We start from the raw sequence: 26700 nt of genomic DNA, 5'->3' as shown, positions 1-26700 counted from the left end.
ATACTCAGGCTCTTCTGACGGGTCAATAGCTGAAAGCTAATTCTTTGTTTTTACTGGTTTTTTGCCTGCCAGCTGGTTAAAAAATCTTCTGTTTTTAATTCCGGCGGCTGTTTTAGACGGCAATTAACATGGCCCACATAAACAAAACCAACAATTTCTTCCTCTTCAGACAAACCCAGCCCTTCTTTAACCTGATGATTGTAAGCCAGGTCACCGGTTCGCCAAATCGCTCCCAGCTCCATTGCCCAAGCAGCATTCAGGATATTTTGCACCCCTGCCCCAGTCGAGAGCAGCAGTTCTTCGCGTGGTACCTTGGGATGTTCCTGAATGCGGCATACTGCCACCAACAGCAGAGGCGCCCTCATCGGCATGTTGCGGATTTTAGCCTGTCGCTCCGGCGTCAGTTCCTGATAATTATCTGTGGCCTGCAGAAAGAGCTCACCCAGCTGTTGGCGCTCATCACCACGCACGGCAATATAACGCGAAGGCCGAAGCCAGGCATGATCTGGCGCACGCAACGCCGCTTGTATCATTACTTCCAATTGTTCATTGGTAATATCAGGCCCGGTGAGCTGAGGTGCCGAGACTCTTTCGAGCAAAGCGGTCAAAAAATCCATAAAAAGTACCAGATCAATATAATTGCAACGTAATTATTGTATCCTTATGGGCCTTGTTATTCAGCCTGACTTATCGGGCATCGACTTGCTGCTTCGGACATTTCTGGGTATATAGATGTACAGTTTCGCCGCCAACACAACAACAGCGCCGACCAATAACAACAACAAATCAGGTTCTGATAATGTTTGAGACACAAGACACGGCCTCCTTCTCAGAGACCAGCCTGCCTGAACAAGATTATCTGGCCAGAATCCTCGGTTACAGCGTAGCCGTTATCACCGTGCTGATTGGCATTATCATTGATTATTATCCCAATGAAGCCCTGGTGGTCGTGATCATTGCATTGGCATACCCCCACGTCATTCATGCGACCAGTAAGTCATTCCGAAAAAGACACGCCTATACAACGCGGCAGTTCCTGATTCATGTAGATGCCATTCTTTGTGGCCTGATGCTTGCCTACCTCCATCTCCCAATCGAGCTGGTTGTCTTGTTTCTGATCATGATCAATACCAGCTTTATTATTGTCGGCAGTATCACAGCCTGGGCGTTTTGCGTCATCTCGCTGATTTCCGGTGGGGCTGCTGGCGTCATGATTTTTGGCTACCACAAAGCTGCTCCGGTTCCAGACCCGGTTTTTATCAGTGCAGCCCTAGGTGTAGGTATGCATCTGGGCATATCCGCATTTAACAGTAATCGCCAGTCACGAGACTTGATGCGCCTGAAACTGAAGTTTCAGGGCCAGGTTGAGCGTTTTCAAACACTATCCCAACAGGTCGCGCGCTATGTTGCACCACAAATATGGGAGTCCATTTTTTCAGGAAAACGCCAGGCCAAGCTTGAGACTCAGCGCAAAAAACTGGTGATTTTCTTTTCGGATATTGTTGGCTTCTCAGCCCTTTCAGAGCAAATGGAAGCGGAAGCCTTCACGGACTTACTGAACCAATACCTGACTGATATGTCGAGCATCGCCATGCGCTACGGCGGCACCATCGACAAGTTTATTGGTGACGGCATGATGATCTTTTTTGGCGACCCAACCAGTAAAGGTACCAAAGGCGACGCCATTGCCTGCGTCTCCATGGCCATTGAAATGCGTCGCCACATGCTCAAATTACGCAAGCAATGGGCTGAAATGGGCATGACAGCCCCACTGCAGATTCGCATGGGAATCAATACCGGCTACTGCACCGTGGGTAACTTCGGTACCGAGGAACGCATGGATTACACCATTATTGGTAAAGAAGTGAATCTGGCCAGTCGCTTTGAGTCTAAGGCGGAGCCTGGTGAGATCCTGGTTTCTCATGAAACCTGGGCTTTAATTAAAGACAAAATCATCTGCCGTGAACGTGGCGAAGCCCGTGTAAAAGGGTTTCGAGATCCACTGCCTATGTATCAGGTTGTTGATTACCGTCGGGATCTGGGCGCCAATCCGAGCTTTATGAACCACGACACAGAAGGGTTTTCGCTTCACATGGAAGCAGAAAAAATTCGCGAAGGCGAACGTGAAGCCATTGCTCAGGCACTGGAGAAAGCCGCGAACAAAGTACGTCGTAAAGTCACCAAAGCGTCGGCTTAGACAGCTCGTTATTTGCTGCCTTATTTATTACGCAAAAGCCCCGCTACAGCGGGGCTTTTTTGTATTTAGTCGGCATAAAATCACTGACGCGCTAAGCGGAAGTTTTCTGCCTGGGCCGATTCCACCGAGCTGCGGAACGGATTAATATCCAATCCACCACGGCGTACATATCGGGCATACACAGTTAATTCTTCCGGCTGACAGGCCAGCGTTAAATCACGGAAAGTTCGCTCAACACACTGCTCATGAAAGTCCTGATGTTGACGCAACGAAACGATGTACCCCAACAGCCCGGCCTCATCAATTCTTTGGCCACGATAACGAATGTATAACGTGCCCCAGTCCGGCTGCCCGGTTACCGGACAATTCGATTTCAACAGATGACTACAAATCCAACCATCAAACACTCCTTCGCCGGTTTTTAACAAGGACGCATCCAGCTCATAGGAGGTGACATCAATATCCGCATCATCAATACAGTGTGCTTCCGGAGGTTGAGGAAAAGCCGCATCAACCGGATGGAAAATCACCTGAACCTCAGCTCCCGCCGCAGCAGACAAATCACGCTGCATACGCAAGCGTACTTCTTCAGCAGAAGCCATTTTGGTTTGATTAAACGAGTTCAGATACAGTTTGAATGATTTAGACTCAATTAAAAATTCAGACGTTGCCGGAATACGGAATTCCGCGATACACACCTGCGGCTTACCTTTGGCATTCAGCCAGGAAATTTCATAACCATTCCAGATATCAACACCATAAAAAGGCACTTGATGTCGATCCAGACCTTGTTTTTTCCAGCTCTCTTCACGAGAAATCGGAAATAACAAAGACGGGTCATACACATCTTTGTATTCGGATGTTTGACCAAGTGGATTATGTTCGCTGTTTACAGAACCCATGCATTAACCTTTTCTGATAAATAACTGTTGTTTGTCTAAAAACCGGGTTTGCATTTTATTGCCGCATTCCGGTGCCACGTCGCATCAACCAGATACTGTACGCCGACAACACCACAATAAATGCAATCAACATGCTGTATGCCGTTAACAGATCTACGTCTGAAACCCCTAAAATACCGTAACGAAAGGTGTTCACCATATACAGTATTGGATTCAGCAAGGACACTCCCTGCCAAAACTCAGGCAATAAAGTAATGGAATAGAATACTCCGCCCAGGTAAGTCAGTGGCGTGATGACAAACGTCGGGATGATCGAAATGTCGTCAAATTTCGAAGCAAAAATTGCATTAATAAAGCCCCCCAACGAAAACAAAATCGCAGACAATAAAATAACACTGATCACCACAGCCAGATTATGAATCTGCAGTTGCGTGAAATACAACGACAACAAGGTCACGATCATGCCGACCAACACACCGCGCACCACGCCACCCATGACAAACCCCAACAAAATTGTGCCAGGATGCACAGGAGCCACCATCATTTCTTCGACACTGCGCTGAAATTTATTACTGAAAAAGGAAGACGCAACATTGCCATAAGCGTTGGTAATCACGCTCATCATAATCAGACCCGGCACAATAAACGCCATATAGTCCACACCGCCCATTTCACCAATGCGCGAGCCGATCAGGTTGCCAAAAATAATAAAATATAACGTCATAGTGATCGCTGGCGGCAATAAGGTTTGTTGCCAAATGCGCATAAAACGGCGAACTTCTTTGGTCAGAATGGTTTTAAATGCTACCCACTGAATCTGTAACACTGACATCAGTTTTGCCCTCCAGCCGCATTCTGATTCCGCACCAGATCGACAAATAATTCTTCTAAACGATTAGACTTGGTACGCATACTACGTACCTCAATGCCCTGCTCACTTAATTGCTGGAAAATACGATTCAGGCTCTGGCCCTTCTCAACGGTAATTTCTAAACAATCCGGTGATGCCCGGGACACATCAAAGCCATCAATCGCCACATCCGCCGAAAATGACTCCGCCAGATCCAATACAAAGGTCTCGGTATGCAGTTGCGCCAACAGCTCACGTACACTGGTTGCCTGAACAATTTCACCATGATTAATAATGGCGATATTGCGACAGAGCTGCTCGGCTTCTTCCAGATAGTGAGTCGTCAGAATGATGGTTGTCCCCTGCTCATTCAGGCGCTGCATAAACTCCCACATGGAGCGGCGTAACTCGATGTCCACCCCTGCGGTTGGTTCGTCCAGAATCAGAACTTTGGGCTTGTGCACCAGAGCACGAGCAATCATCAAGCGGCGCTTCATACCACCGGATAACATACGTGCTTGAGTATCACGCTTATCCCATAAATCGAGCTGCTGTAATAAATAGTCGGTATTTTCAGCCGCTTGTTTTTTAGTTAAACCAAAAAATCCCGCCTGCGTAATCACAATATCGCGGACTTTTTCGAACTGGTTAAAATTAAACTCCTGCGGCACCACACCCAGATACTGCTTAGCAGAAAAGGCTTCACGATTAACATCAAAGCCCATAATCTCAGCGCTACCTGAGCTTTTTTGCACCAGTCCCGATAAGATCCCCAACGTGGTAGACTTACCCGCACCATTAGGCCCGAGCAACGCAAAAAAATCGCCTTGCTCAACCTGTAAATCAATGCTTTTGAGGGCCTGAAAGCCATTGGCATACACTTTTGTAAGCCCTTTTACCTGTAACGCCGGAATCATCTAAGTACCTATTTATGAATCAACCTTTAACTGAACGACTGAGTTATCACATTGAACTGCTGAAAGGCGTTGAGAAGCGCCTTAAGCGTGCCGCTGCCAATACCGAAACCAACGGTAATGATAGCCAGATAATCCCGGAAGAGATTTTACAACAGATTCAAACCCTGATTGAGCAGCTGACGCAACGCACTGATTCAGCCTATCAGGATGGTCAGGACTGGCTGATCAATATCCTGACGCATCACCCTCAATTAACGCCTGCCATTAACCGTGACTTATTATGGTTCTTTGGCGGCGAATGCCTGCACTTTATGGCGGATGATGAAATCGAGCTGTTCCAGCAACTGGATGAACAAGAAGCCGAGCATGAGAGCAACAGCGCTACAAAAGAGCCGTTTGATCGTGTGGCCGTGAAAACTCTGCTGCAACAGAATGCTAAACAATTCGATGCCTGATACTAAAACCGCTGCCTGATACTAAAATCAGAGTAAAACAAAGGTCCGGGTTAACCACCCGGCTCCTTAAGCATCAACAACGCGCATAAATAACAGGCATAAAAAAAGCCGCATCAAGTGCAGCTTTTCTTTATTTTAATTCAAACGTTTTAGTTTGAACCATGCTTTTCCAATAAATATTGGAGCGGGAAACGAGATTCGAACTCGCGACCCCGACCTTGGCAAGGTCGTGCTCTACCAACTGAGCTATTCCCGCATAATGCTGACTTTCTTAAAAAGAAAGTGGCATCCCCAAGGGGATTCGAACCCCTGTTACCGCCGTGAAAGGGCGGTGTCCTAGGCCTCTAGACGATGGGGACGCATCGTTTAGCTGCTGCGTATAATACAGCTAAATTATTGATTTTCAAGACTTTTCTTAAAAATCAGTTTTTGGTGCATTCTGCATTGCATGTATTTTGGAGCGGGAAACGAGATTCGAACTCGCGACCCCGACCTTGGCAAGGTCGTGCTCTACCAACTGAGCTATTCCCGCACATGTAGCAACTTCTATCACTTCAGATAAAAGTTGGCATCCCCAAGGGGATTCGAACCCCTGTTACCGCCGTGAAAGGGCGGTGTCCTAGGCCTCTAGACGATGGGGACGCACCGTATTGCAGCGCCTAGTGCTGCGATTCCTGATATTGACGTCGATTCCAATAAATAATTGGAGCGGGAAACGAGATTCGAACTCGCGACCCCGACCTTGGCAAGGTCGTGCTCTACCAACTGAGCTATTCCCGCACTTAATGCATCTTACTTTCTTAAGAGAAAGAAGATGGCATCCCCAAGGGGATTCGAACCCCTGTTACCGCCGTGAAAGGGCGGTGTCCTAGGCCTCTAGACGATGGGGACGTCTCAATCAAGGAGCGCGAATTCTATTGAGGGTTTTTATTTGAGTCAACCCCTGCGAATAAAAAAAATCCAACTACACTAAGGACATAGCGAATAAACAGGCTTGGCCAACAACGTTTCTTATGTCCACCAGCTTATTGATTTTTCTAGCCATATTCACCGCTGTCAGTGCAGTTGCTGCACTGGCCTTTTTGCGCTGGCGAGAACAAAAACGACTGGCGCGTGCCCGATTGACGATTGAGTTATCCGATCAGATTATCCAACAGCTGGATGCGGTGACGACCCTACTCCCTTGGTTATCCGTTAATTGTGTGCAGTATTTCTCAGAACTGATCATTAACAACCAGCGTCGCATGCATACCCTGAAATTGGCTGGCAGCAGTAAAGTCAGAAAAGCAGGCATGCAAGCCAGCGAATGGATTGAGAATCCACCAACTCAACATTCATCCTCCCTGCCACAGGATGAGCGACAAGCTAAAAATATTCGCAAAGCCCTGCAACAAGGCATTGAACAAATCAAACGCGGCTACCAGCAGCATCAGATTGACACCAAAAAAGCGGAGCTGGCATTACATGAGCTGCGGCTATTAAATGTTCGGCTGGTTGTCACCGTTTTAATGTCAAAGGCCAGCGCAGCCATCACCATGAACAATATTTCACTGGCGGAAAGCCAGTTAAACAAAATTGTTAAAACCATTTCATCGATTCAATCGCCGACCAACGAGCTGAGCGCCTTTCAGCAAAAAGCAACACTGATGTTGGCTGAGCTTGAACAGCCCAAGCCCACCAGCGATGAACCGAACCGTCTATCGGAGGCCGCAGACTTAATGGCCGAAGAAGATCAGGCCTGGAAGAAAAAACACTTTTGAGCCTAGTATTCACAAGCGAGCAACAAGAACACTAGCGCCAGCTATTCAACCAGCTCCTGATCTTATCTCGCAAACCCAGCGCCTCATGAACATCAAAACCAGAACGGCAAGCCATCTGTACCGGAATATCAGCTGCTTTTTCACGCAACTGTTTGCCTGATTCTGTCAGCGATACCAACACAACGCGCTCATCTTCCTGGCTTCTGGAGCGAGTCAGCAAGCCATTGTGCTCCATACGTTTCAACAGAGGCGTAACCGTTCCGGTATCCAACATCAGCTTCTGACACAACTGCGTGACTGAAACAGGCGACCAAGCAGACGACTCGGCCTCCTCTTCCAGTGTCTGCCAAAGTACCAGCATCACTAAATACTGGGGGTAAGTCAGCCCCAGAGGTTTCAGCAATGGCTGATAAGCCTGAGTAATACGTCGCTGCAAACTATAAACAGCGAAACAAACCTGATTATCCAGGTGGAGTTGCGGGTACTTTTTCAAAACAATTCAGCATTCAAGTCAGATTGATTCAGGTTAGGGTTATTCAGGTCAAAGCTATTTACGCCAGTGCCGCTTCGATATCAGCTTTGATATCTTCAGGTTTAGTAGTCGGCGCATAACGTTTAACCACCTGGCCCTGCTTATTGACCAGGAATTTGGTGAAGTTCCATTTAATGCCTTTGGTGCCCATCACCCCTGGCGCGGCTTGTTTCAGCTGTTGATACAAAGGTGCCGCATTGTCACCGTTCACTTCAATTTTGGAAAACATCGGGAACGACACACCGTAGTTTTTCTGGCAAAAGGCACCAATCTCAGAAGCATCACCCTGCTCCTGCTTGCCGAACTGATTACAAGGAAAGCCCAGAATCATCAGCCCTTTTTCTTTGTATTCCTGATAAATGCTTTCCAAACCTTCATATTGAGGGGTAAAGCCACATTTACTGGCAGTATTCACAATCAACACCACCTGACCTTCGTAATCAGCCAGGTTTTGCATTTCACCGCTTAACAACGGCATTTCATGATTCAGAACAGACATAACATCCTCGCTCATCAATATTTTGCAAAACTATATTGTGCACAATACTTTATTTTAAAACAGATACAACCCCCACCCTTCAAATTAGTTGGGGGCGGCTGTTATTCAGAATCCGACTTAAGCGTTAATGAAGCTGAGTTAATACAGTAACGCAGGCCAGTTGGTGCCGGGCCATCGGTAAAAACATGGCCTAAATGTGAATCACACTTATGGCAACGCACTTCCGTTCGCACCATAAAGTGTGAGGTATCGGTTAACTCTTCAATAACGTCATCACTGGCAGGCTGGAAAAAGCTGGGCCAGCCACAGCCCGAATCGTATTTGGCATCGGAGAAAAACAGCACTTCACCACAACACACACAGCTATAGGTGCCCTTTTCCTTACAATCAAAATACTTCCCGGTAAAAGCCCGTTCGGTACCGGCTTCACGGGTGATATGGTAGGTCTCCGGATCCAGCTGTTCGCGCCACTGAGCTTCGGTTTTAATGACTTTTTTCATGAGTTACCTTACCTGCTTATTGTTGTATGCCAGCGCCGTCAGTTGCCGCGGGCCGCTTCGACAAAATTCGTTACTGACTGGTTTCGCCATAGCAACGGACAGAGTATCATGCGTGGTTTCATCTTTCAGAGCATAAACGAGGCGAAACAGTTCCCATGCAGGAAATTAAGAAGTCGAACAAACTGGCTAACGTGTTTTACGACATTCGTGGACCCGTCCTGCATGCCGCCAAAAAACTCGAAGAAGATGGCCATCGCATTCTGAAACTGAACATTGGTAATCCAAAGCCATTTGGCCTGGATGCGCCGGAAGAAATCATTCAGGACGTGATTTATAACCTGCCGGATTCCGAAGGCTACAGTGACTCCAAAGGCCTGTTCTCGGCCCGTAAAGCCATCATGCAATACACCCAGCAGAAGAACATTGCCAACGTGAACATCGAAGACATCATTATTGGTAATGGCGTCAGCGAACTGATTGTGATGTGTATGCAAGGCCTGCTGAATAACGGTGATGAGGTACTGGTACCTTCTCCGGATTACCCGCTCTGGACTGGGGCAGTCAGCCTCGGCGGTGGTAAAGCGGTGCATTACACCTGTGATGAAGGTTCTGGCTGGTACCCGGATCTGGACGATATGCGCGCCAAGATCACGGATAAAACCAAGGCACTGGTGCTGATCAATCCAAACAACCCAACTGGTGCGGTTTATTCTGACGAGATGCTCAAGCAAATGTTAGAAATTGCCCGCCAGAATAATTTGATCGTTTTCTCCGATGAGATTTACGACAAAATTTTATTTGACGGCACCACCCATACTTCCACTGCATCACTGGCGGATGACTTACTGATCATCACCTTTAATGGCTTATCGAAGAATTACCGCCTGGCGGGTTTCCGGGCTGGCTGGATGATTATCAGTGGTGCCAAGCATCTGGCAAAAGACTACATCGAAGGGCTGGAGATGCTGGCCTCAATGCGCCTGTGTTCCAATGTTCCGGCCATGCATGCTATCCAAACGGCGCTGGGTGGCTACCAAAGCATCAACGACTTAGTTGCTCCCGATGGCCGTATTTGCCAGCAGCGTGACATTGCCTGGGAAGCGTTAAATAATATTGATGGTATCAGCTGCGTAAAACCCAAAGGTGCACTGTATTGCTTCCCGAAAATGGACGTTAAAAAATTTAATATCCATAACGACGAACGCATGGTGCTGGATTTATTAGAGCAGCAGAAAATCCTGATCGTTCATGGCACCGCCTTTAACTGGGCGTACCCGGATCATTTCCGCGTGGTGTTCCTGCCTCGTCCGGAAGATCTGACGGCTGCCATGGAACGTATGGAAACCTTCTTTAACAGCTATCGTCAGCTGTAAACAGAGACAACCTTGTGCTTGATGTCCATATCGACGATTTTTATAAAGACTGCGCCGTGGTGTTATTGCTGGGATTCCGGCAATTCCCACGCGCTCAGACATTGTTTATCGAAGATATTTCCGGCCCGGACGACATCGACGAATACGGTTTACACTCCCCCCGCCATCAGGCCGCCTTTGGTGCTGTGGTCTGGCTCAAAGACGAGGGCTTTATCCGCTTCAGTGAAATGGATGGGCAAAAATCCGTCGATGACTTTGTGCTCACCAGCAAAGCGTTTTCTCGCTTATTAAAGCCCAACCCCAAAGACGACAGTGGCAGCATTCTGGAAGTCATTGAATACGCCCGCCTTCAGGGTGACTCAATATTGCTTGGTCATTTATTGCGCGACCACTTCCTGTTTCTCTGAACAACCATACACATCACAGCTTATTCATTACCGCTAAAACGCTTTTTTACGTTAAAAAGCTGGTTCTCGATTGATTGTGTGCAATAATGGGAATTCTTCTCATTTAACTTATTTATTGTTAATCCCCGGAGTATTCATGCGTTTTATCCGAATGGCAGCCCTTTTAAGCACCATCACTGCAGCACCCGCCATGGCTGACCAGGTGAATATTTATTCATTCCGCCAACCGTTTTTGATTGAACCAATTTTGGCAGAGTTCACCAAAGAAACCGGCATTAAAACCAAAGTGGTGTTTTCTAAAAAGGGCCTGATTCAGCGTTTACAACGGGAAGGTGAACTCTCGCCGGCTGATTTAGTACTGACCTCCAACTTCTCCAAACTGCTGGAATTAAAAGACAAGCAATTAACTCAACCATACGCCCTGACCGATACCCTAGAAGCCAATGTTCCGGCTAAATTCCGTGATAATGAAAACCAGTGGATTGCGTTGACCCAGCGCGTGCGTAATGTTTATTCATCGAAAGAACGTGCTGGTGATCAAAGCAATATTCGCTATGAAGATCTGGCCGACGAAAAATTCAAAGGCAAAGTGTGTACCCGCAGTGGCAAACACCCTTACAACCTGGGCCTGATTGCCTCCATGATTGCTCATCATGGTGAAGCGGAAACCGAACAATGGTTGCGTGGGGTGAAAGCTAACCTGGCGCGTAAACCACAAGGCAACGACCGCGCTCAGGTAAAAGCCATCAAAGAAGGCTTGTGTGACGTCTCTCTGGGTAACAGTTATTACCTGGGCAAAATGCTGAAAGATGAAAACCAGATCGCCTGGGCCAATGCCGTAAACCTGAATTTCCCGAACCAACAAGATCGCGGCTCCCACGTGAATGTCTCCGGCGCAGTATTAACCCGCCACGCTCCCAATAAAGATGCTGCGGAAAAACTCCTGGCCTTCCTGACCAGTGACAAAGCACAACAAATGTATGCCGAAGTGAACTTCGAATATCCAGTGAAGCCTGGTGCTCAGGCATCCGAGCTGGTGCAAAGCTGGGGGGAGTTTAAAGCAGACGCACTTCCTCTGACGGAAATTGCAAACAACCGCAAAGCCGCATTGAAGTTGGTGGATAAGGTCGGTTTCGATTTATAATCGCGGCTTGTTGAATATCAACCAGCTACTGAGCGTTTATGAATCCAGGCACCGTCGCCAAAAACAGGCAAAGCAATACATTCGATAGCCCGCAACATGCGGGCTATTTCGTGCCTGTAGCCAAACAGTTTGCCAATAAAGCGTTTACCGCGATAGCTCTGTTAGTAGCCTGCCTGATGATTGCTCCTGTGGTTGCACTGCTGCTGGAGTCCCTCAGTAGTTTTTTTATCACAGACACAAGCGATACAACGTTTCAGGATCTGGCCGACACCGTTCTTCTCAGTTATACCCTGAATAGTTTAGTGGTGGTTGGCGGCGCAGTGTTGTTTGCCTGTGCTCTGGCGATATTGCCCGCCTGGTGGTGTTCTCATTATGAGTTTCCGGGTCGGCGTTATCTGCAGTGGGCCATGGTTTTCCCACTGGCAATTCCGGCCTACATTTCCGCCTATATTTATACCGAATTACTGGATTACGCTGGCCCGGTGCAGATTGCCTTGCGCAGCTGGTTCGGCTGGCAATCCCCTGCGGATTATTGGTTTCCGGATATCCGCAGCCGCTGGGGAGCAAGCCTGATGCTGGCCCTGGCACTGTATCCGTACATTTATTTATTATTACGCCACGCCTTTGCGCAACGCTCTGAGCACTTTTCTCAGGCAGCCAAAACGCTGGGCGCCAGTCCGCGACGTATTTTCACCAGCATTGAGCTGCCGTTGGTTCGCCCTGCTCTGGTGATAGGCTGTACTTTGGTGGCAATGGAATCGTTGGCCGACTATGGCACAGTACACCTGTTTGCCGTCAGCACACTTACCACTGCGATTTACGATAGCTGGCTGGTGTATGGCAGCATCAGTACCGCAGCCAAAATTTCCTGTTTGATGTTGTTATTTGTGGTGGTATTGGTCAGCGCAGAAAAGTACCAGCGCAAACAACAAAAACATTTTGATAACCGTAATTCCGGCAAACCGGCGCAAAAACAGACGGCAACAGTAAGCCGGATATGCATTATCTGGCTGGTTTGCTCAGTGATATTTATTGCCGGATTTGCTTATCCGGTCATCACGCTGCTGCATTACACCCTGACTTACCTTAACGAAAACACCAGCCCTGAGTTATGGCAGCACGCCCAGACAACCTTTTCACTCGCCGCAACCGCGGCATTCATTGCAACCTTATTGGCGTTGATACTGAATGCCCAACAACGCTTTGTACCATCGCTAATGAATCGCTCGAAACTGGCGTTTTCGTCGCTGGGTTATGCCCTGCCCGGAACAGTATTGGCTATCGGTATTTTAATTCCGTTAACACAGGCGGACATTTTATTAAACAAACTCCTCACAGAACTCGACATGACACGTGTGGGCTTGTTTTTTACCGGCACCGGCTTTGCACTGGTTGTGGCCTTTGTTATTCGCTTTTCAGCAATTTCTAATGGCAGCTTACAGGCAGGCTACCAGAAAATTCCGGATAACCTGGATGATGCTTCTCTCACATTGGGAGAAAGCCAGGCGACAACATTCAGGCGCATTCATTGGCCACTGTTGAAGCCTGCCCTGGCCTCATCGTTATTATTGGTGTTTATTGAGTGCGTAAAAGAATTACCGGCCTCGTTATTATTGCGCCCGTTTGACTTCGAGACCCTGGCCACTTATGTGTTTCAATTTGCGTCGGATGAACACCTGGAACATGCGGCCTCAGGTGCTCTGCTGATTATTGTTGTCAGCTTATTCCCCATCAGTATTTTATCGCGCACCCAGAAAATGGATTAATCATGTCAATTGCCCAACACGCACCTTGCGCGCTCAGCGTTAGTCATCTCAGCGTCGCTTTTCAGCAACACGCGGTTCTGCATGAATTTTCACTGCAGGTTGATCAGGGTGATATTGTTTGCTTATTAGGCCCAAGTGGTTGCGGCAAAACCACGGCCCTGAAAGCCATTGCCGGATTACAAGTCACACAAAGCGGTAGCATTGATATTCTTGGGAAAACCGTTGCCGATGGTCGTTTTAATTTACCAACACAACAACGCAACATTGGTTTTATTTTTCAGGACTATGCGTTATTTCCACACCTGTCAGTAGCCGACAATATTGGTTATGGACTGAGAACTCTGGGCAAGGCTGAGCAACAACAACGTATTCAGGATATGTTATCGCTGGTTGAGCTGGATGAGTATGCCAAACGTTATCCGCATGAATTATCCGGTGGCCAACAACAGCGTATTGCGTTAGCCCGGGCACTGGCACCGCAACCTGAATTATTATTGATGGACGAACCCTTTTCGAATATCGATAGCCAGGTAAAACGGCGCATGATGAGCGAACTGCGCCACTTAATTAAACGCAGCGGCGTTACTGCCATTTTTGTTACCCATGCAAAGGATGAAGCCTTTGTATTTGCCGATAAAACCGCGGTGATGATGAACGGTCAGATTCAGCAGTATGGCACCCCTGCCGACGTCTTTAACACCCCTTCCAATTGCGATGTTGCACGTTTTATGGAAGCGGGCAACCTATGCCAACATCATGATCTCGAATGGTTGTTTGACCAGCCGTCAACACAAGACCAAGGCGACAAATACGCCTTGTTCAAACGCCATCAACTCGTTATTGAACCCTCTACTGACGGCCCGGCAATGGTTTCTGACATTCAATTTAATGGTCGAGGTTATTTAATTGATCTCAGCTTTACCGGCAAAGCCATCAACAACTGGCAGGTTGAAACAGACCAGACTCCCAACTGCCGCCAGGGCGAGCGGGTTAAGCTGAGTTATACAGATGAACCGGTTTCGCTATAACAAACCCAGAATCAGCGGCACGGTAGCAAACGAGATCAGAGTCGACATCACTACCATGCCCGCAACGGCCTGGGGCTCACGCTGAAAGCGCTCGGCAAACAAATAGTTAAATACAGCAACCGGCATAGCCGCCTGAACGATGACCACACCACGCTCCACCCCTTCCAGGCCTAGCAACCAAACAACCAGTAATCCAACCAACAAGCCGCCACCAATTCGCATCACACTGTAAAACAAAGCCTGTTGCCACTGGCCAACATGTAAACGCTGCAAGGATACTCCCAACGTAATCAACATTAACGGAATCGTCATACCACCAATTAACTCCACCGAGTTTTTAATGGGTTGCGGCAGATTGATATTAAACATCACCAGACAAGCGCCAATCACAATGGCATATAAAATCGGCATTTTTAGCAGGCCTTTAAAGCCACCGGCATCGCGCCCTCCTGCCAATAAAATACCTGCCGGAAAGTGTGCAATCGATAACACCATAAAAAAGACCAGTGCCAACGCCAGACCTTGCTCACCAAAAGCCAACATACAGACTGGCAACCCCATATTGCCAACATTAGGAAACAAAAAGGAGGGCAAAAATGCGCGCACATCATCACCACGCACACGTGGTATCACGACACCTAACACCGCCATCAAGGCAGCAATCAAGACACAGGCGAATGCCGTTCGTTTAAACGCCGCTAAATCAACCTCAACGGAGCTGAGTACCGATAACATTAAACACGGTGCACCGACATTCAGAACCAATCGTGAAATAAATTCAGGATCAAAATCATAGCCGGATTTTGCCCAATAAAAGCCAATCGCAGCACACGCCAGAACCGGTGCCATCACAGCAAAAATTTCATACAACATTCAGAGGCCTTGGCAATGACGGGTGAGAAACAGGAGTTCTGCAGATTAAAGCAAAGAAAAAGCCCCACTTCTATCGAAGCAGGGCTTTGGTCTTATACGACAGAGGTCAGTCGTATTCAGTTAAAGGCAATTGGATACTCAGCCACGGTACGATCAATGCCCGGCTTATTACTGTATTTCATACGACGACAAGCCGATTCCATACGACGATGGATCTTGGTGTCATTGAGTTCACTTTTGGTGATCTTACAACTGGAAACCGTACCATCCGGCTCAATCTCAAGGCGGAATGTGACAGAGCCTTTCAGATTCGGATTCTTACGCAAGGCAGCCTGATAGATGCGATCGTATTTTACTTTGTTCGCCTCCAGCACCAGTCGTAATTCTTCCGGCGTCCGCGTTTTCGCCTGTTCAACCTCAGCAACCTGCTCTTCAGTCAGCTCAACAGCGGTCGTTTCACGATCACCCAGTTGCTCACCAACCGTTGTCGTTGTTAAGGCCGCTACATCAACACCGCCCGACCCCCGGGTAGCTGCATCACGATCAACAATATTACCAACACTGGTAGCCTGAGAACCGGCATTATTTAACCCGCGACTGCTCGTACTTAATGCCGCAATAGGCACCTGACTGCTGATATTGCTCAACGTTGCCAAAGTATTTTCACCAACAGAGTCACGGGCCTTTTGTTTTGCCGCGTCACGTTTTTCTTTTGGTGCTTCTACCTTCGGCTTTTTCTTTGGCTTCGGCTTGGGCTTAGGCTTCGGCTTTTTTTCTTCCGGCTTTGGCTCAGGCTTAGGTTCTGGCTTAGGCTCCGGCTTTTTTTCTTCCTTTTTCTTTACCGGTACCGGCTTAGGTTTTGGTTTTTCCTTTTTCTTCCGCTCCAGGACTTTCGCCAGCTGCGGCGGCAACTGTTCCAGTTCTTTACGGTCTTTGGCGGGAAGCTCAATCATAGGAATGGCAATACCAACCACGGCAACCAACAATAGCAGGCCGGCTAAAATCCCGAAAAAACGCTGCTGCTGACCGCCATCATTCCACGGCAACTCAGGCGCACGATAATATACCGTCATATCAGGCGCCTCCTGCAGGTTGTTTCTGCTCTACTGCCAGAGAGATATTATTAAAACCGGATTTGGCGCTGGTGTTCATCACTTTTTTCAGCAATGCGTAAGGAATCCCCTTATCACCCATAATGGTGATGGGTCTTCCCTGCTGCTGTTGTTCCGGTGATAACGGGAAACGACCCGCTAAATATTCCAGCTCTTTTTTGAGTTGTGGCAGCTCCTCAGCTTTTACCAGTTTTGCATCAGCCGTTGATACTACAGCACGACCCTGAACCAGAATGTCGGCATGACTGACCATAATGGTCACCTGCTCATTCGGCTTGTTTTCAGAAATCGATACCGGCAATGTAATATCGTCGTTATTTTGCACATCCACTTCTGACTGATTCACCATCAGGAAGAAAACCAGAATGGTAAAAATATCCATCAGAGCGGTCAGGTTCAGCGTGCCGCCATTTTTATTACGCTTGTGATTGCGTTGCATGCGTTTTGCACGGCGGGACATTTTCATGGTGTCACCTCCGCAGCAGTAGCAGCCGATGCGTCTTCAGCATCCCCTAATGAAATTTCAGGAAACAATTCCGCATCCACCAGAGAAGCCGCAACAACAGCCGGATAACGGCGCACCGTATCCATCACCGTTACCAGGGTCTGGTAATCAACATTGGCTTCAGATAACAGATTAATGTCTTTTTTATCTTTGAAAACCGGATTCTTTTTAATGTCCTGCAAGGTGCGCGACAGCCCCTCGTAGTCATATTCGTCAGCTTTTTTAGGCAGCGTTGCCAGCGCTTCGGTTTGTTCCTGATAAGTGCGTGAAATCACAAACTCATCGGCCCGAATAGTCACGTCAAGCGTTACATCCTCAGGATTCACGTTAACCGGCCCAGGCTGGTTTCCGTTGGGTAATTTGAGATCCAGCACCGCCACTTGTGAGAACACCATGTTCATCAACAATACCGGTACCAGTACGATCATCAAATTCATGAAGGATGTTACGTTGAGCTCCGCCTCTTCTTGTGGTCTTTTATGGCGTCTCATGTAACTGCTCAACTATCAGGCTGCGTTATTTTTGTCGTTCTGACCCGGCTTACGTTCGGTGATGATATTGAGGAATTTCACACCGGCCATTTCAATACTATCAACAATCTCATTGGTTTTGGTTTGCAGAAAGCTGTGCAGTAATAACAGAGGAATAGCGGCCATCAACCCAAATGCCGTTGTGTTCATCGCCACCGAAATAGACTGGGATAATAACGTTGCTTTCTCCGCCGGCGCCGCGTTAGCCACCGCGGTAAACGCAGCAATCAAACCCATAATGGTACCCAGCAGGCCCATTAAGGTAGCGATGTTCGCCAGTGTCGAAACATATTGAGTGCGCTTTTCCAGTTGTGGAATCGCTTCCATCAGACCTTCTTCCAGCGCGTATTCAATTTCTTCTCGACGCTGGCTGTTTGGAATACGGGCGATAGCACCGGAAAAAATATTACCAATTTTACTGTCGGAGGCATTGGCATAATTCAGCGCCGCACGCAGATCTTTTTTCTGCAGCATTGGCAACATGTCATCAAATGCCTGACGATTGCTGGATTTTTCTTTCAGCAAGAAGAATAAACGCTCAAATGCAATGGCCAAACCAACCGCCATAATGATGGCAATCGGATACATAAATGTGCCACCTTCCTGAAAAAAACGTACAACCGTTTCCATTGATACTTCCCCTTAGCTTTGTTCCAGCTTTTCTTCTTTATTAAAATTATTGGTTACGATATTTCGGATAGCCGAGTGTCGCAGCCCTGATTTAACCATTAAACGCCCAATGAAAAAACATCCGGGGCTGTGATTATTCCGTTGTTATTTGGGTTTCGTTACTTTTGTTTCGTTACTTTCGCTTCGTTGTTCGCGTTTAGCTGTTGCAGGCGTTCAACATTCACTTGCTTCGGTAAATATCGCTCCCCATAGCGCAGCTCCCGCCCTAAGCTCTGGCGATCAAGCGGTTGAAACCAATGATCACGATAACTGTAGATGGGTTGGTATAAACGCCCTGTTCCTGGTGGTGGCCGCCAGGGTGTAATGTACACCACGTTAGGCTCTTCACTCTTTCCCTGAATGGAAATGCCTTGAAGACGAACCACGTTGTCATCTGCGGCAAAAGAGAGTGTCGCCATCAAACTGAAGCTCAAAAACACCCAACTCAACATCACCAACGCCGATCGCAACATCATTATTCTCCTGCCACCTGAGGCTCAGCGGATTCAGCGCCCTCATCAGCCTTGTCTGCACCGGTACGACGCTGCAGGTCAGGAATCCAGACGGCCAGCGTTTCATCCGGTTCACTCAGCATGGCCTGAGCTTTCTGGTACTGCACTAATGCCTTATCCAGATCACCCAGATAGAGGTCATATAAAATACCCAGGTTGTAAGGAATGTTGGCATCCTGAGGCGCACAATTTGCCGCCGCCAGATAACTCGACTCCGCGTCATTAAATTGCCCTAATTCACGCTGCACCATGCCTTTTAATTTAAAGGCCGGACAAAATTCGGCATTAATCTGCTGCGCTTTATTCAGGCTGGCCAGACTCTCTTCATAAGACTTCAGCTGATATTGATTTAATGCCAGATTGGTCCAGATACCCGGATATTGCGGGTACTCGCTGCTCAGATCCTGCCAATACTGTAATACTTTCTGCTGCTGTTGCAGGCGCTCCTGTTCGTCGCCAACTTCTTCCAGTTGTTGCAACATGGCCAGGCCTTCCGAATACGACTCCAGCAATGGCGGCGGCAAAGGTTGCTCAACCGGCCCGGTATCCACAACCTCAGGCGCTGACTGAAACACACTACAGGCGCTCAACATCAGTGCAGCCAGTAATAAAGCCGTTGTTTGAGCAAGACGACTTATTGTAGAAAGACAATTAGCGAACCTGTTCAACATAACCAATCGCCCTCTCTTGTTTGTTGTATTGCCCTGGCATCAGTTCAGCCATCGAGCCAAAGCTCTGCTTCACCCAATTATCGTATAACCCGTCGTAGGTTCGGCCAATATTGGTTTGATGAATTTCAATGGCTGCCTCTTCCAACGGAAAGGCCTGATCTTCCAGCAGGAACTGATACTCTTCCAGTTCCAGTTCATCCATGCCCGCCGGACGTTCTGAACTCATCAGCCCCTGCGCCAGCTGCTTGTACAGCTCACCAATACGGTATGTCGATGATGTTGTGTATTCCAACACCTGAAGCTGAACGGCCTGGGTGTAACGTTTTAACGCACGTTGCATATAGTGATTTTTTTGCGTGACACTTTTATCCAGCGGCAACGTTAATGCCACTTTTTCAAAAGCCTGACGCTCAAACTCACCCAATTCATAAGCCGCTTTAGCCGCCAGGTATTTAGAACGGTCGGTTTGCTGGTCTTTGGCTTTTTCATTCAGGCTGATAATTTTTCCGAGCCAGAAGCGTCGCTTTTCTTCATCACCGCGGCTGGCGTAAATCTGATCAAGCTTAAAGTGTGCTTCAATCGCCGCATCAAAAGGACGCTTGTAAGAATGCGCATAACGCTTATACATCACGATGGCATTTTCCTGATCGTCAGCTTTCTCAAAATATTCAGCGGACTGGAAACAGGCAATGCGTTGTTCATCTGGCTTTTTACTGGTTTTCCAGATGGTTTGTAATTCAAATGCTGCTTTACGCCAGTCGCCTTTTTCTTCATAAGCCACAATCAGCTTACTGGGAATATCCGCCGTCAGCTTATGTTGCGGATAATCGCTGCGGAATTTCAACAGAACTTCAATTGCCTGATCATAGTCCTTGGTTTCCATCAACAACGTAGCCGCATCGTATTCAGCATTAATACGTGTATTACTTTCAGGAATCACGACCGCCAGACGACGCCAATGGCCTACGGCTGCGGGATAATCGGCGTTTTGTTTTGCCTGCTCACCTTGTTTATAAATAGAAGCCGCCACTTTTTCACGTAAATCACGACGTTTTTTACGACTCAGTTTGGAATATTGGCTGGCTTGCATCAGTGCCAGTTCTGCTTCCGGGTATTGCTCGAGTTCAAAGGCCGAATGGCCACGCACCAATGCCGCACCGTACTGATAGCGCTCGGGTAAATTCCCTTTCGCTTCCCATGCCAAACGCGAAGTCGTCAGCGCCTGCTCAAAATATTTATCTTTTAACAACATTTCGCTGGTGTTAACCAGCACGGTACCGCGGCGTTCATCTTGCGGAAATTCCTGCACAAACCGCATCGCACTAGCAACCGTTAACTGGCGCCACACGGCTTTTTCAGCCGCCACGGGTTTGTGTTTATTAAAGGCCAGAATCGCTGCATAACCCGCTTCCGGTGCTTTTTCATAATCCGGATATTGATAAGCAACAATCTCATAATGATCTTTGGCTTTGACGTAATCCTTCAACTCGGTGGATACTTCAGCGAGTAAAAAATGTGCTTCAACAACATCATCGGCCAGCGGGAAACTGCGGACATATTCCTGATACCAGCGCGATGCAATTTCAAGGCGTTGCTGTTTATCGCTGCGCTTTTTAGCCGATTGCCCCCAGGCATGATGAAAACTGGCTAAATCCCATAAATACATCGCCAACGGCTCACGAATCACATCACGCACTGCCTCATTGTGGCTATTCCAGTAATCACTGCCCACACCAAAGCGCTGAATATAAATACCCTGATGTTTACGCAGCAGAGTGGAATAACGGGCTTCTTTATACCCTTCGATTAATCGGGCGTAATATTGTGGTGCCAGAACATCATCCGGGTAACGCAAAACGAACGCACGTAAGGTGGATGCCCCGGACTTATAATATTTTTTATCGTAATACTGTTCAGCCAGTCGATCGTAAATCAGGTATTCGTAATGACGCTGACCGTGTTGATCATAAAAAACTGCAATTTGTTGCCAGTCGCCCATGTAATCAAAAATAATGGCCATAATCCGCAGGATATCGTTCAGCATATCCAGCTCACTGCCAGTTGCCGATGACAAGGCGGCAACGTCCGGATACTCCTCATCCATCACACGAGTAAAGGCTAATAACGACGCTTCATTCTGCTCAAGCTTGAACAATGACCAAGCTTTAAGATAGCCGGCGCTGACATAATATTTGTTGTCTTCCCGCCCCCGATCAATCAAGCGCTGATAGGCTTCAGCCGCTGCTTCATAATCCCCGGCGGCGTATAATAATTGACCAAGACGAAATTCAGACTCAAGGTAATAAACAGAGCGAGGGTATTTAAGCACCAGCTCCTCAAGGACTGAGATGGTCTGATACGGCTGGCCAGTGATGTGATACGCCTTGGCTAATTGATACAACACGGCATCGTTATCCAAACGATCCGGGTATTGTTCTAACAGCGCTTCGTAATCTTTGATGGATGCCAGCGCCATACCACGCTCAGCGCCGGAGACTTGCTGCTCTCGCGCTAATTCCTGGGCCAGCTTTTCCGCCTGGTTGCGAATCTCAATGTCATCATTCGTTTGCTGCGCCGCAGCCAATGCATCTTCTGCGGCCTCTAAACGCTCCTGAGACACTTCTTCGGATTGTAATTTAAGGCTGGCGATACGGTGTGCAACACGGATGCGCATTTCAGGCTCAGTGGCAACCGCCAGATATTGCTGATAACGCTCAATCACTTCCTGATGCGTCACTTCCGGCGTTTCGTTACTCATCAGACGAACTTTAAGCTGAGGAATATTTTCTAAACGGGTTTGTTGTTCAGCCGGGTCCTGAAAAACAGCACACGATGATAACAACCCGCTGAATGCAATCAGCAACAGTACGTGCCAATGGTGATTCAGAATATTACTCATCTGAACCCCCTTGCTTAGCACTGCCCGCTTCGGAACTGTGTATCACATGGTTTTGTAATGCATCGTCGTACAGTCGTGCGATGGATAAACGACTTTGCGCTAAATAGTCACTGAGACGAATATCCAGATCATTTAAGTGTTGTTGTACCCGCGCAACCAATTGCTCACGCTGTTGCAAATAAATCACGTCCACACGTTGTTGTTGAGCCGCAGCACGTTGCAACGCTTGGCTGACCCGCTGAGGGAAACCCTGCCAGCTGCTGTTCGCCCAGGATAACGCAATACGACTGTTACTGAGTTGTTCGGCTAACTGTTCACTGTTTTTACGCAATTGCCAGAAGCTCTGTTGTGCCTGCCAACGACGCTCGGGTTTATCCTGATAAATATTCCATAACTGCACACCACGCACACGACGCCAGCGTTCTTTATAAGCACTCAGGTCACGAGTCGGGTCATTAATAACCTGCAGATATTCAACCGCCGGAACAACCGCAGCCAGGTTATTAATATTGTTTTTGTCCGCTGCGGAAGCATAGGCAAATACTTTGGCATCTTCTTCATCAACAGCCCGCTGCATTGTCATCACCTGTGACAATAATTGCTGATGACGCTGCTCTAACGCGTTTAAACGCTGAGCACCACCCAACTGTTGCAAACGTTGCTGACGCTCCCGAACCACTTCCTGCCATAGCAGTAAGTCCGTTTCCTGTTGCTTCAACTGGCGCTGCAATTGCTGTAAATCACGTAACTGAATGACCAGCTGGTTAAATTCATTATCATCCAATACCGACTGTAATGTCCGGGTAAGGTCATGATCCGGCATATCAGCCAACGAATTATTCAACCATCCCCAGGCCGCATTAGCATCAGAACCCGAGTGAAAGCTTGGTTGCTCAAGCCAGCTGTCCATCCAGCCATTAATAACTTCTGAATTATTGACGGCACGAACCTGTGCCAACATTTTTTGCAAGCGCCCTTCAACCACTTCATACGTTTTGAGCGATTGCGTGGTGGCATTTAATAATTCCAGTGCATGAGGAACCCCCAGAACGGATTCGATTACCGCCGGATGAAAGTCATTAAACTGTTGCTGTAAAACCCGCCATGGCTGCATGGCTTGCTGATATTTCCATTGTTCTACCAGTGCCCAGCCATAATGCAACAAGGCCGGTGCCGTAAAAACAGTATTCTGACTGACTTCCCGGAAATACGCCTCGGCACGACGTTGTTTGCCCGAATCAAGCGCATAGATTCCTGCAATTAATAAAATACGATCGCGCAACGCCTGAGATTCGTAGTCGTCTTCCGGTAAATAAAAAACCGCTTCTTCAACCCACTTTTCCAGATCACGGCTGTTTGCGTTTAATCGCATCGCCGCCAAAATACGATTGTAACGTGCCAGCCCCGCCCAAATGCTTTCGTTAATCATCTGCGGAGACAACACAGACTGCGCAACCTTATCCTGATGAGAGCGACTGCTGCTTTGAATAAATAACGCTTGCTGCTGATATTGTGGATTTAATGTTGGGCTCAGCTCCAGAGCACGACCAATACTTTTTTCAGCCTCAGACCAACGCGACAATTCCATCCAGCGCCGCGCTAAATGGAACCAGGCATCACCACTGGCACTCAGCCCAGATTGTTCGACCTGCTGATAAATAGCGTGCGCCTCGCCTTCCATACCGAGTGCAAGATAAATAGCGGCTTCCATAATCAGGCTTTCAGCATCCGGAGGCGCAGAAACAGAAGCATCAGAACGATACTCGCGCCAGATTTTCAGGCGATGCAACGCGCCGCTGTAATCACCCTCCAAATAACGAAAATAAAAAGCGCCGCGTAATAAACGCTGTGGGTCGTTATCATCATAAAGCGTTGGGGAAGCAGTCGATAGCCCGCTGAGCACTAACAGCGACAGCGTTATCAAAAAGGCTTTTATAAAACGGTAACGCATATTATTCACCGGCCATTTGCCCTTGCGTTACCACTGACGAAGTTGAGCTGTCGCATTACTTTTTTCTTCCTGATCCCGGATCAGGATTTCCATCAATAACGGCTGACTGGTTTTTTCAACTTCCTGATGAATCATTAATTCACGCGCCTGACCTAACTGATCAACACCACGAACCAACACATGAAATTCGTGTTTACCCGGGCCAAGGTTAAATTCAGTCAGTGGCTGTACTGCACCGCGGCGTAAGGCAGTTACCTGACGCTCAGTATAAATATGCTGAATCGGGTCAATATCCTGGGCCTTAATTTCAATCGACAAGGGTTCAAAAAACTCCCCGTAGGACAGCGACACATAAAACGCAGCCCGAGTCGTTGCCGGACTTAACAGGTTTTGTTCCAGTTCATACAGGTCTTTATTTAATTCCAGTACCGCTTTTTTAACCGACTGAATATCCTGCTGTAACACAGGCTGGTTATCATTTTCTGCAGCGTGTCCACTAACACTGGTAAGAAGCAGACAGAAAACGGAAACAATACAAACTGAAACGCGGGTGATGAAGTTCATTTTTTCTCCGGGGCAACACAAAAAACCGCCCACTTTTTGTCATTATTAAAGGCTTTCTTAAAGACTTTGTTTAACGCAGCCGTTTTGTTGTTTTTAACCATTGTGGCAACTGTTTTTCCAGCCTGGAGAAATTATCCTCCAGATCGCCCAATATCAATTGATCCAACACACCATCGGCATCAATCAGCATAATTGCCGGGCGTGTAGCAAACTGCCAGCCGCTGCGCCATTTCTGGTCAGCAACCAATACAGGCAAGCGCATCTGTGGCGGCTGATCATCGCCATCGGGCGTCCATATAAACCAGGTGTGCAAACCATCTTGCAACAAACCCTCGGCCAACAATTGGTAAGGTGCTAATAATTCTTCACAGCGATCGCAGTCATCCAGCCAAATCAGCATCACTGCTTCGCCTTTTCTTTCCGCCAGGCGTTGCCCCCAGCCGTTACTGGCCGGTAACGAAAAGTCAGGCACTGACATACCCGGTGCTAACGTGTCTGCGGTCATTTTTTCTGGAGCCGCCTGAACAGCAAGTGGATACAGCAGCATCAACACATACAACAGTGGCAACATCATCGAGGATAACGGCTGATTAATAATAGGAACCAAAGGTTATCCCCCACTGAATTCCATTATCGATTTCGGCTTGTTTCAGGTTGTCATCAGCAATCGTGAAATTTTTCAGGTCCAGCGAAACCCAGAAGTCATTGATTTGCAGCTGCCAGGAAGATCCCACACCATAATATAAGCCGCTGCTTTCACCGTTAAATTGTTCCCCCAGATAACCTTCCAGAGCAAATTGCCATGGATAACTCCGGTTGCCACTGAAGCTCGCATTGCCCTGCATTAACTGATAACCCAGCCCTGTATTAACCAACACAGAGGTCACATCTTTCTTGACCAGTGTTTCACCCTGATCATCACGAATAACCCGATCGCTGAGGTTGGCCAGCTGAATATTTGCCAAAACATACCAGCGCTCTCCGGCAAAATAGCGGGCCGAAGCATTTAACCCCAGAGTGGACGGTAAATTTTCCTGTGCAATTTGGGCAATTCCCACACCCCAGCTGCCATGACGCTGCTCGATATCGGCATCTGACGCAACACCCGCTTCCAGAACTCTGGGCTGGTATATATCGGTCAACTGCTCTGCATTGACCAACCCACCCGCAAACGAACTCGCGACTATTAACAGCAAAGTTCGTGACAACAGCCCAGGTAACGACAGCCTTGATAAAAACAGCTTTAGTAAAAACAGTGATTTTAATAACAACAATCGTCCAGGCTTCATAACTTCAGATTCCAAATCAGGGCCAGGCTGGTGTCATTAGCACGATTACCCGCTAGCGCCTGTTCATTTTTAATACGAAACAGCAGAGTTAATGGGCGGCTGAATGGCATTTTCCAGTCGAAATTCAGTGCCGCAAGCGCGGTTGTTTGCGTTTCACCATCGTCATTCCAACGTTCCGCACCGGCCTCTGAAGAACCACTACCGAAGGCAAAACCAGCCGCTAACCAGGAACGACCTACGCGCCAGAGATCTTTTTCCAGTGCCAATTGCAACGAATACCAGTTTTCACTGTGATCAAAGCCCCGCTCTGCACGAAACGCGACATCATAGCTGTGTAAGGGATAGAGAAAACCCAGCTGATAGGCTTTTTCAGTATTTGCACCTAATTGCAGCTGCCATTGTGATAACGGAGTCGATTCACGGATCAGCCACAGCTGCGCATCGTCAATCTCTGGGGCTGGATTCAGATCAGCCTGATGCACCCAACCCTGGCGTTGTCCATCAGACAGTTGGATCCACTCCCCCTGGCGCAAAACGGCTTTAAGAGAATGATCAGGAGATAACTCAGAAACAACAGGAAACGCACTGCCCGGACCTTTGCGTAACAAAATGGCAGAGTTTTGAGCCAGCGCGGATGCAGTGGCAAACATGATGATGAGAACCCACAGCACTCGCTGGTGCCAAGGCTGGTACAATTTCCCCGGGACCGTCATAGGTCGGATAGCCCTTGTTTTTCTAGTTATAGGGGCACTTTTCAGTGCCGGTATCGAGCTTCCGTGCTAAGGCGCATTGTCC

Annotated in this window: 28 protein-coding genes and 6 tRNA genes; 8 read left to right on the top strand and 26 right to left on the bottom strand. The window is 47.9% G+C overall.

Annotation, left to right across the window (positions count from 1 at the left end; genetic code table 11):
- Positions 1-50: 50 nt before the first annotated feature.
- On the bottom strand, positions 51-617 hold the full coding sequence (locus KFF03_RS07865; protein ID WP_255860509.1) for a nitroreductase: 567 nt from the start codon (positions 615-617) through the stop codon (positions 51-53).
- Between the two features lie 182 nt (positions 618-799).
- On the opposite strand from KFF03_RS07865, the gene KFF03_RS07860 reads away from it, so the two are divergent.
- On the top strand, positions 800-2197 hold the full coding sequence (locus tag KFF03_RS07860) for an adenylate/guanylate cyclase domain-containing protein (protein WP_255860508.1): 1398 nt from the start codon (positions 800-802) through the stop codon (positions 2195-2197).
- Positions 2198-2277: 80 nt separating this feature from the next.
- Here KFF03_RS07860 and queF read toward each other — a convergent pair whose 3' ends face one another.
- The 3 genes from queF to KFF03_RS07845 are packed head-to-tail and all read right to left on the bottom strand — an operon-like array spanning position 2278 to position 4866.
- A complete protein-coding gene (queF, locus tag KFF03_RS07855) occupies positions 2278-3099 on the bottom strand; it encodes an NADPH-dependent 7-cyano-7-deazaguanine reductase QueF (protein WP_255860507.1) in 822 nt (273 codons plus the stop codon).
- A 55-nt stretch (positions 3100-3154) separates the two neighbouring features.
- Positions 3155-3931 (bottom strand): ABC transporter permease, encoded by a 777-nt coding sequence (locus KFF03_RS07850; protein WP_255860505.1) that lies wholly within the window; start codon positions 3929-3931, stop codon positions 3155-3157.
- On the bottom strand, positions 3931-4866 hold the full coding sequence (locus KFF03_RS07845; RefSeq protein ID WP_255860503.1) for an ABC transporter ATP-binding protein: 936 nt from the start codon (positions 4864-4866) through the stop codon (positions 3931-3933). The genes KFF03_RS07850 and KFF03_RS07845 overlap by 1 nt, the downstream gene beginning before the upstream one ends.
- A gap of 14 nt (positions 4867-4880) precedes the next feature.
- Between KFF03_RS07845 and KFF03_RS07840 the strand changes: the two genes are divergently transcribed.
- Complete coding sequence (locus KFF03_RS07840) at positions 4881-5321, top strand: PA2817 family protein (RefSeq protein WP_255860502.1); 441 nt, start codon at positions 4881-4883, stop codon at positions 5319-5321.
- A gap of 180 nt (positions 5322-5501) precedes the next feature.
- Here the strand turns inward: KFF03_RS07840 and KFF03_RS07835 are convergent.
- The 6 genes from KFF03_RS07835 to KFF03_RS07810 form a co-directional block, all read right to left on the bottom strand.
- Positions 5502-5577: transfer RNA gene (locus KFF03_RS07835), tRNA-Gly, on the bottom strand.
- A gap of 27 nt (positions 5578-5604) precedes the next feature.
- Positions 5605-5680: transfer RNA gene (locus KFF03_RS07830), tRNA-Glu, on the bottom strand.
- A 97-nt stretch (positions 5681-5777) separates the two neighbouring features.
- Positions 5778-5853 (bottom strand) — tRNA-Gly (locus KFF03_RS07825).
- A 34-nt stretch (positions 5854-5887) separates the two neighbouring features.
- A tRNA-Glu gene (locus tag KFF03_RS07820) sits at positions 5888-5963 on the bottom strand.
- A 62-nt stretch (positions 5964-6025) separates the two neighbouring features.
- Positions 6026-6101 (bottom strand) — tRNA-Gly (locus KFF03_RS07815).
- Positions 6102-6136: 35 nt separating this feature from the next.
- Positions 6137-6212 (bottom strand) — tRNA-Glu (locus KFF03_RS07810).
- A 122-nt stretch (positions 6213-6334) separates the two neighbouring features.
- Between KFF03_RS07810 and KFF03_RS07805 the strand changes: the two genes are divergently transcribed.
- Positions 6335-7081 carry a hypothetical protein gene (locus KFF03_RS07805; RefSeq protein ID WP_255860499.1) on the top strand — a complete coding sequence of 249 codons (747 nt, stop codon included), beginning with the start codon at positions 6335-6337 and terminating at the stop codon, positions 7079-7081.
- Positions 7082-7112: 31 nt separating this feature from the next.
- On the opposite strand, the gene KFF03_RS07800 is transcribed toward KFF03_RS07805, so the two are convergent.
- The 3 genes from KFF03_RS07800 to msrB form a co-directional block, all read right to left on the bottom strand.
- On the bottom strand, positions 7113-7574 hold the full coding sequence (locus KFF03_RS07800) for a MarR family winged helix-turn-helix transcriptional regulator (protein ID WP_255860498.1): 462 nt from the start codon (positions 7572-7574) through the stop codon (positions 7113-7115).
- A 58-nt stretch (positions 7575-7632) separates the two neighbouring features.
- Positions 7633-8112: a glutathione peroxidase gene (locus KFF03_RS07795; protein WP_304941528.1), complete on the bottom strand. Its 480-nt coding sequence runs from the start codon at positions 8110-8112 to the stop codon at positions 7633-7635.
- Positions 8113-8213: 101 nt separating this feature from the next.
- Positions 8214-8612, bottom strand: a complete 399-nt coding sequence (gene msrB, locus KFF03_RS07790) for a peptide-methionine (R)-S-oxide reductase MsrB (RefSeq protein ID WP_255860494.1) — start codon at positions 8610-8612, stop codon at positions 8214-8216.
- Between the two features lie 155 nt (positions 8613-8767).
- On the opposite strand from msrB, the gene KFF03_RS07785 reads away from it, so the two are divergent.
- The 5 genes from KFF03_RS07785 (at position 8768) to KFF03_RS07765 (ending at position 14330) form a co-directional block, all read left to right on the top strand.
- Positions 8768-9985 carry a pyridoxal phosphate-dependent aminotransferase gene (locus tag KFF03_RS07785; RefSeq protein ID WP_255860488.1) on the top strand — a complete coding sequence of 406 codons (1218 nt, stop codon included), beginning with the start codon at positions 8768-8770 and terminating at the stop codon, positions 9983-9985.
- 14 nt (positions 9986-9999) lie between these two features.
- Positions 10000-10392, top strand: coding sequence for a hypothetical protein (locus KFF03_RS07780; protein ID WP_255860486.1), 393 nt, complete (start codon positions 10000-10002; stop codon positions 10390-10392).
- A gap of 136 nt (positions 10393-10528) precedes the next feature.
- Positions 10529-11536 carry a Fe(3+) ABC transporter substrate-binding protein gene (locus tag KFF03_RS07775; protein WP_255860485.1) on the top strand — a complete coding sequence of 336 codons (1008 nt, stop codon included), beginning with the start codon at positions 10529-10531 and terminating at the stop codon, positions 11534-11536.
- Positions 11537-11646: 110 nt separating this feature from the next.
- A complete protein-coding gene (locus tag KFF03_RS07770; RefSeq protein WP_255860483.1) occupies positions 11647-13302 on the top strand; it encodes an iron ABC transporter permease in 1656 nt (551 codons plus the stop codon).
- Positions 13303-13304: 2 nt separating this feature from the next.
- Positions 13305-14330 (top strand): ABC transporter ATP-binding protein, encoded by a 1026-nt coding sequence (locus KFF03_RS07765; protein ID WP_255860481.1) that lies wholly within the window; start codon positions 13305-13307, stop codon positions 14328-14330.
- Here KFF03_RS07765 and KFF03_RS07760 read toward each other — a convergent pair.
- The 13 genes from KFF03_RS07760 to KFF03_RS07700 form a co-directional block, all read right to left on the bottom strand.
- Positions 14325-15203, bottom strand: a complete 879-nt coding sequence (locus tag KFF03_RS07760) for an AEC family transporter (RefSeq protein WP_255860479.1) — start codon at positions 15201-15203, stop codon at positions 14325-14327. The genes KFF03_RS07765 and KFF03_RS07760 overlap by 6 nt on opposite strands.
- 116 nt (positions 15204-15319) lie before the next feature.
- Positions 15320-16276: an AgmX/PglI C-terminal domain-containing protein gene (locus KFF03_RS07755; RefSeq protein ID WP_255860477.1), complete on the bottom strand. Its 957-nt coding sequence runs from the start codon at positions 16274-16276 to the stop codon at positions 15320-15322.
- Position 16277: 1 nt separating this feature from the next.
- Positions 16278-16781, bottom strand: coding sequence for a biopolymer transporter ExbD (locus KFF03_RS07750; protein WP_255860473.1), 504 nt, complete (start codon positions 16779-16781; stop codon positions 16278-16280).
- The gene (locus KFF03_RS07745; RefSeq protein WP_255860471.1) at positions 16778-17311 is read right to left on the bottom strand and encodes a biopolymer transporter ExbD; all 534 of its coding nucleotides are present in this window, start codon (positions 17309-17311) and stop codon (positions 16778-16780) included. Before KFF03_RS07745 ends, KFF03_RS07750 begins: the two co-directional genes overlap by 4 nt.
- A gap of 15 nt (positions 17312-17326) precedes the next feature.
- The gene (locus KFF03_RS07740; protein ID WP_255860469.1) at positions 17327-17980 is read right to left on the bottom strand and encodes a MotA/TolQ/ExbB proton channel family protein; all 654 of its coding nucleotides are present in this window, start codon (positions 17978-17980) and stop codon (positions 17327-17329) included.
- Positions 17981-18138: 158 nt separating this feature from the next.
- The gene (locus KFF03_RS07735) at positions 18139-18495 is read right to left on the bottom strand and encodes a hypothetical protein (RefSeq protein WP_255860467.1); all 357 of its coding nucleotides are present in this window, start codon (positions 18493-18495) and stop codon (positions 18139-18141) included.
- On the bottom strand, positions 18495-19124 hold the full coding sequence (locus KFF03_RS07730) for a hypothetical protein (RefSeq protein WP_255860465.1): 630 nt from the start codon (positions 19122-19124) through the stop codon (positions 18495-18497). Before KFF03_RS07730 ends, KFF03_RS07735 begins: the two co-directional genes overlap by 1 nt.
- Before the next feature lie 58 nt (positions 19125-19182).
- Positions 19183-22101 (bottom strand): tetratricopeptide repeat protein, encoded by a 2919-nt coding sequence (locus KFF03_RS07725; RefSeq protein ID WP_255860464.1) that lies wholly within the window; start codon positions 22099-22101, stop codon positions 19183-19185.
- Positions 22094-24052: a hypothetical protein gene (locus KFF03_RS07720; protein ID WP_255860462.1), complete on the bottom strand. Its 1959-nt coding sequence runs from the start codon at positions 24050-24052 to the stop codon at positions 22094-22096. The genes KFF03_RS07725 and KFF03_RS07720 overlap by 8 nt, the downstream gene beginning before the upstream one ends.
- A gap of 27 nt (positions 24053-24079) precedes the next feature.
- On the bottom strand, positions 24080-24616 hold the full coding sequence (locus KFF03_RS07715; RefSeq protein WP_255860461.1) for a hypothetical protein: 537 nt from the start codon (positions 24614-24616) through the stop codon (positions 24080-24082).
- Positions 24617-24686: 70 nt separating this feature from the next.
- Positions 24687-25223, bottom strand: coding sequence for a hypothetical protein (locus KFF03_RS07710; protein WP_255860460.1), 537 nt, complete (start codon positions 25221-25223; stop codon positions 24687-24689).
- Positions 25207-25905 carry a hypothetical protein gene (locus KFF03_RS07705; RefSeq protein WP_255860459.1) on the bottom strand — a complete coding sequence of 233 codons (699 nt, stop codon included), beginning with the start codon at positions 25903-25905 and terminating at the stop codon, positions 25207-25209. Before KFF03_RS07705 ends, KFF03_RS07710 begins: the two co-directional genes overlap by 17 nt.
- Positions 25902-26555, bottom strand: a complete 654-nt coding sequence (locus tag KFF03_RS07700) for an SH3 domain-containing protein (protein WP_255860454.1) — start codon at positions 26553-26555, stop codon at positions 25902-25904. Before KFF03_RS07700 ends, KFF03_RS07705 begins: the two co-directional genes overlap by 4 nt.
- Positions 26556-26700 lie beyond the last annotated feature (145 nt).

Origin of the sequence: Bacterioplanoides sp. SCSIO 12839 (genome assembly GCF_024397975.1) — a bacterium.
Lineage (GTDB): Bacteria > Pseudomonadota > Gammaproteobacteria > Pseudomonadales > Oceanobacteraceae > Bacterioplanoides.
This window is presented reverse-complemented; position numbering and strand designations above follow the sequence as displayed.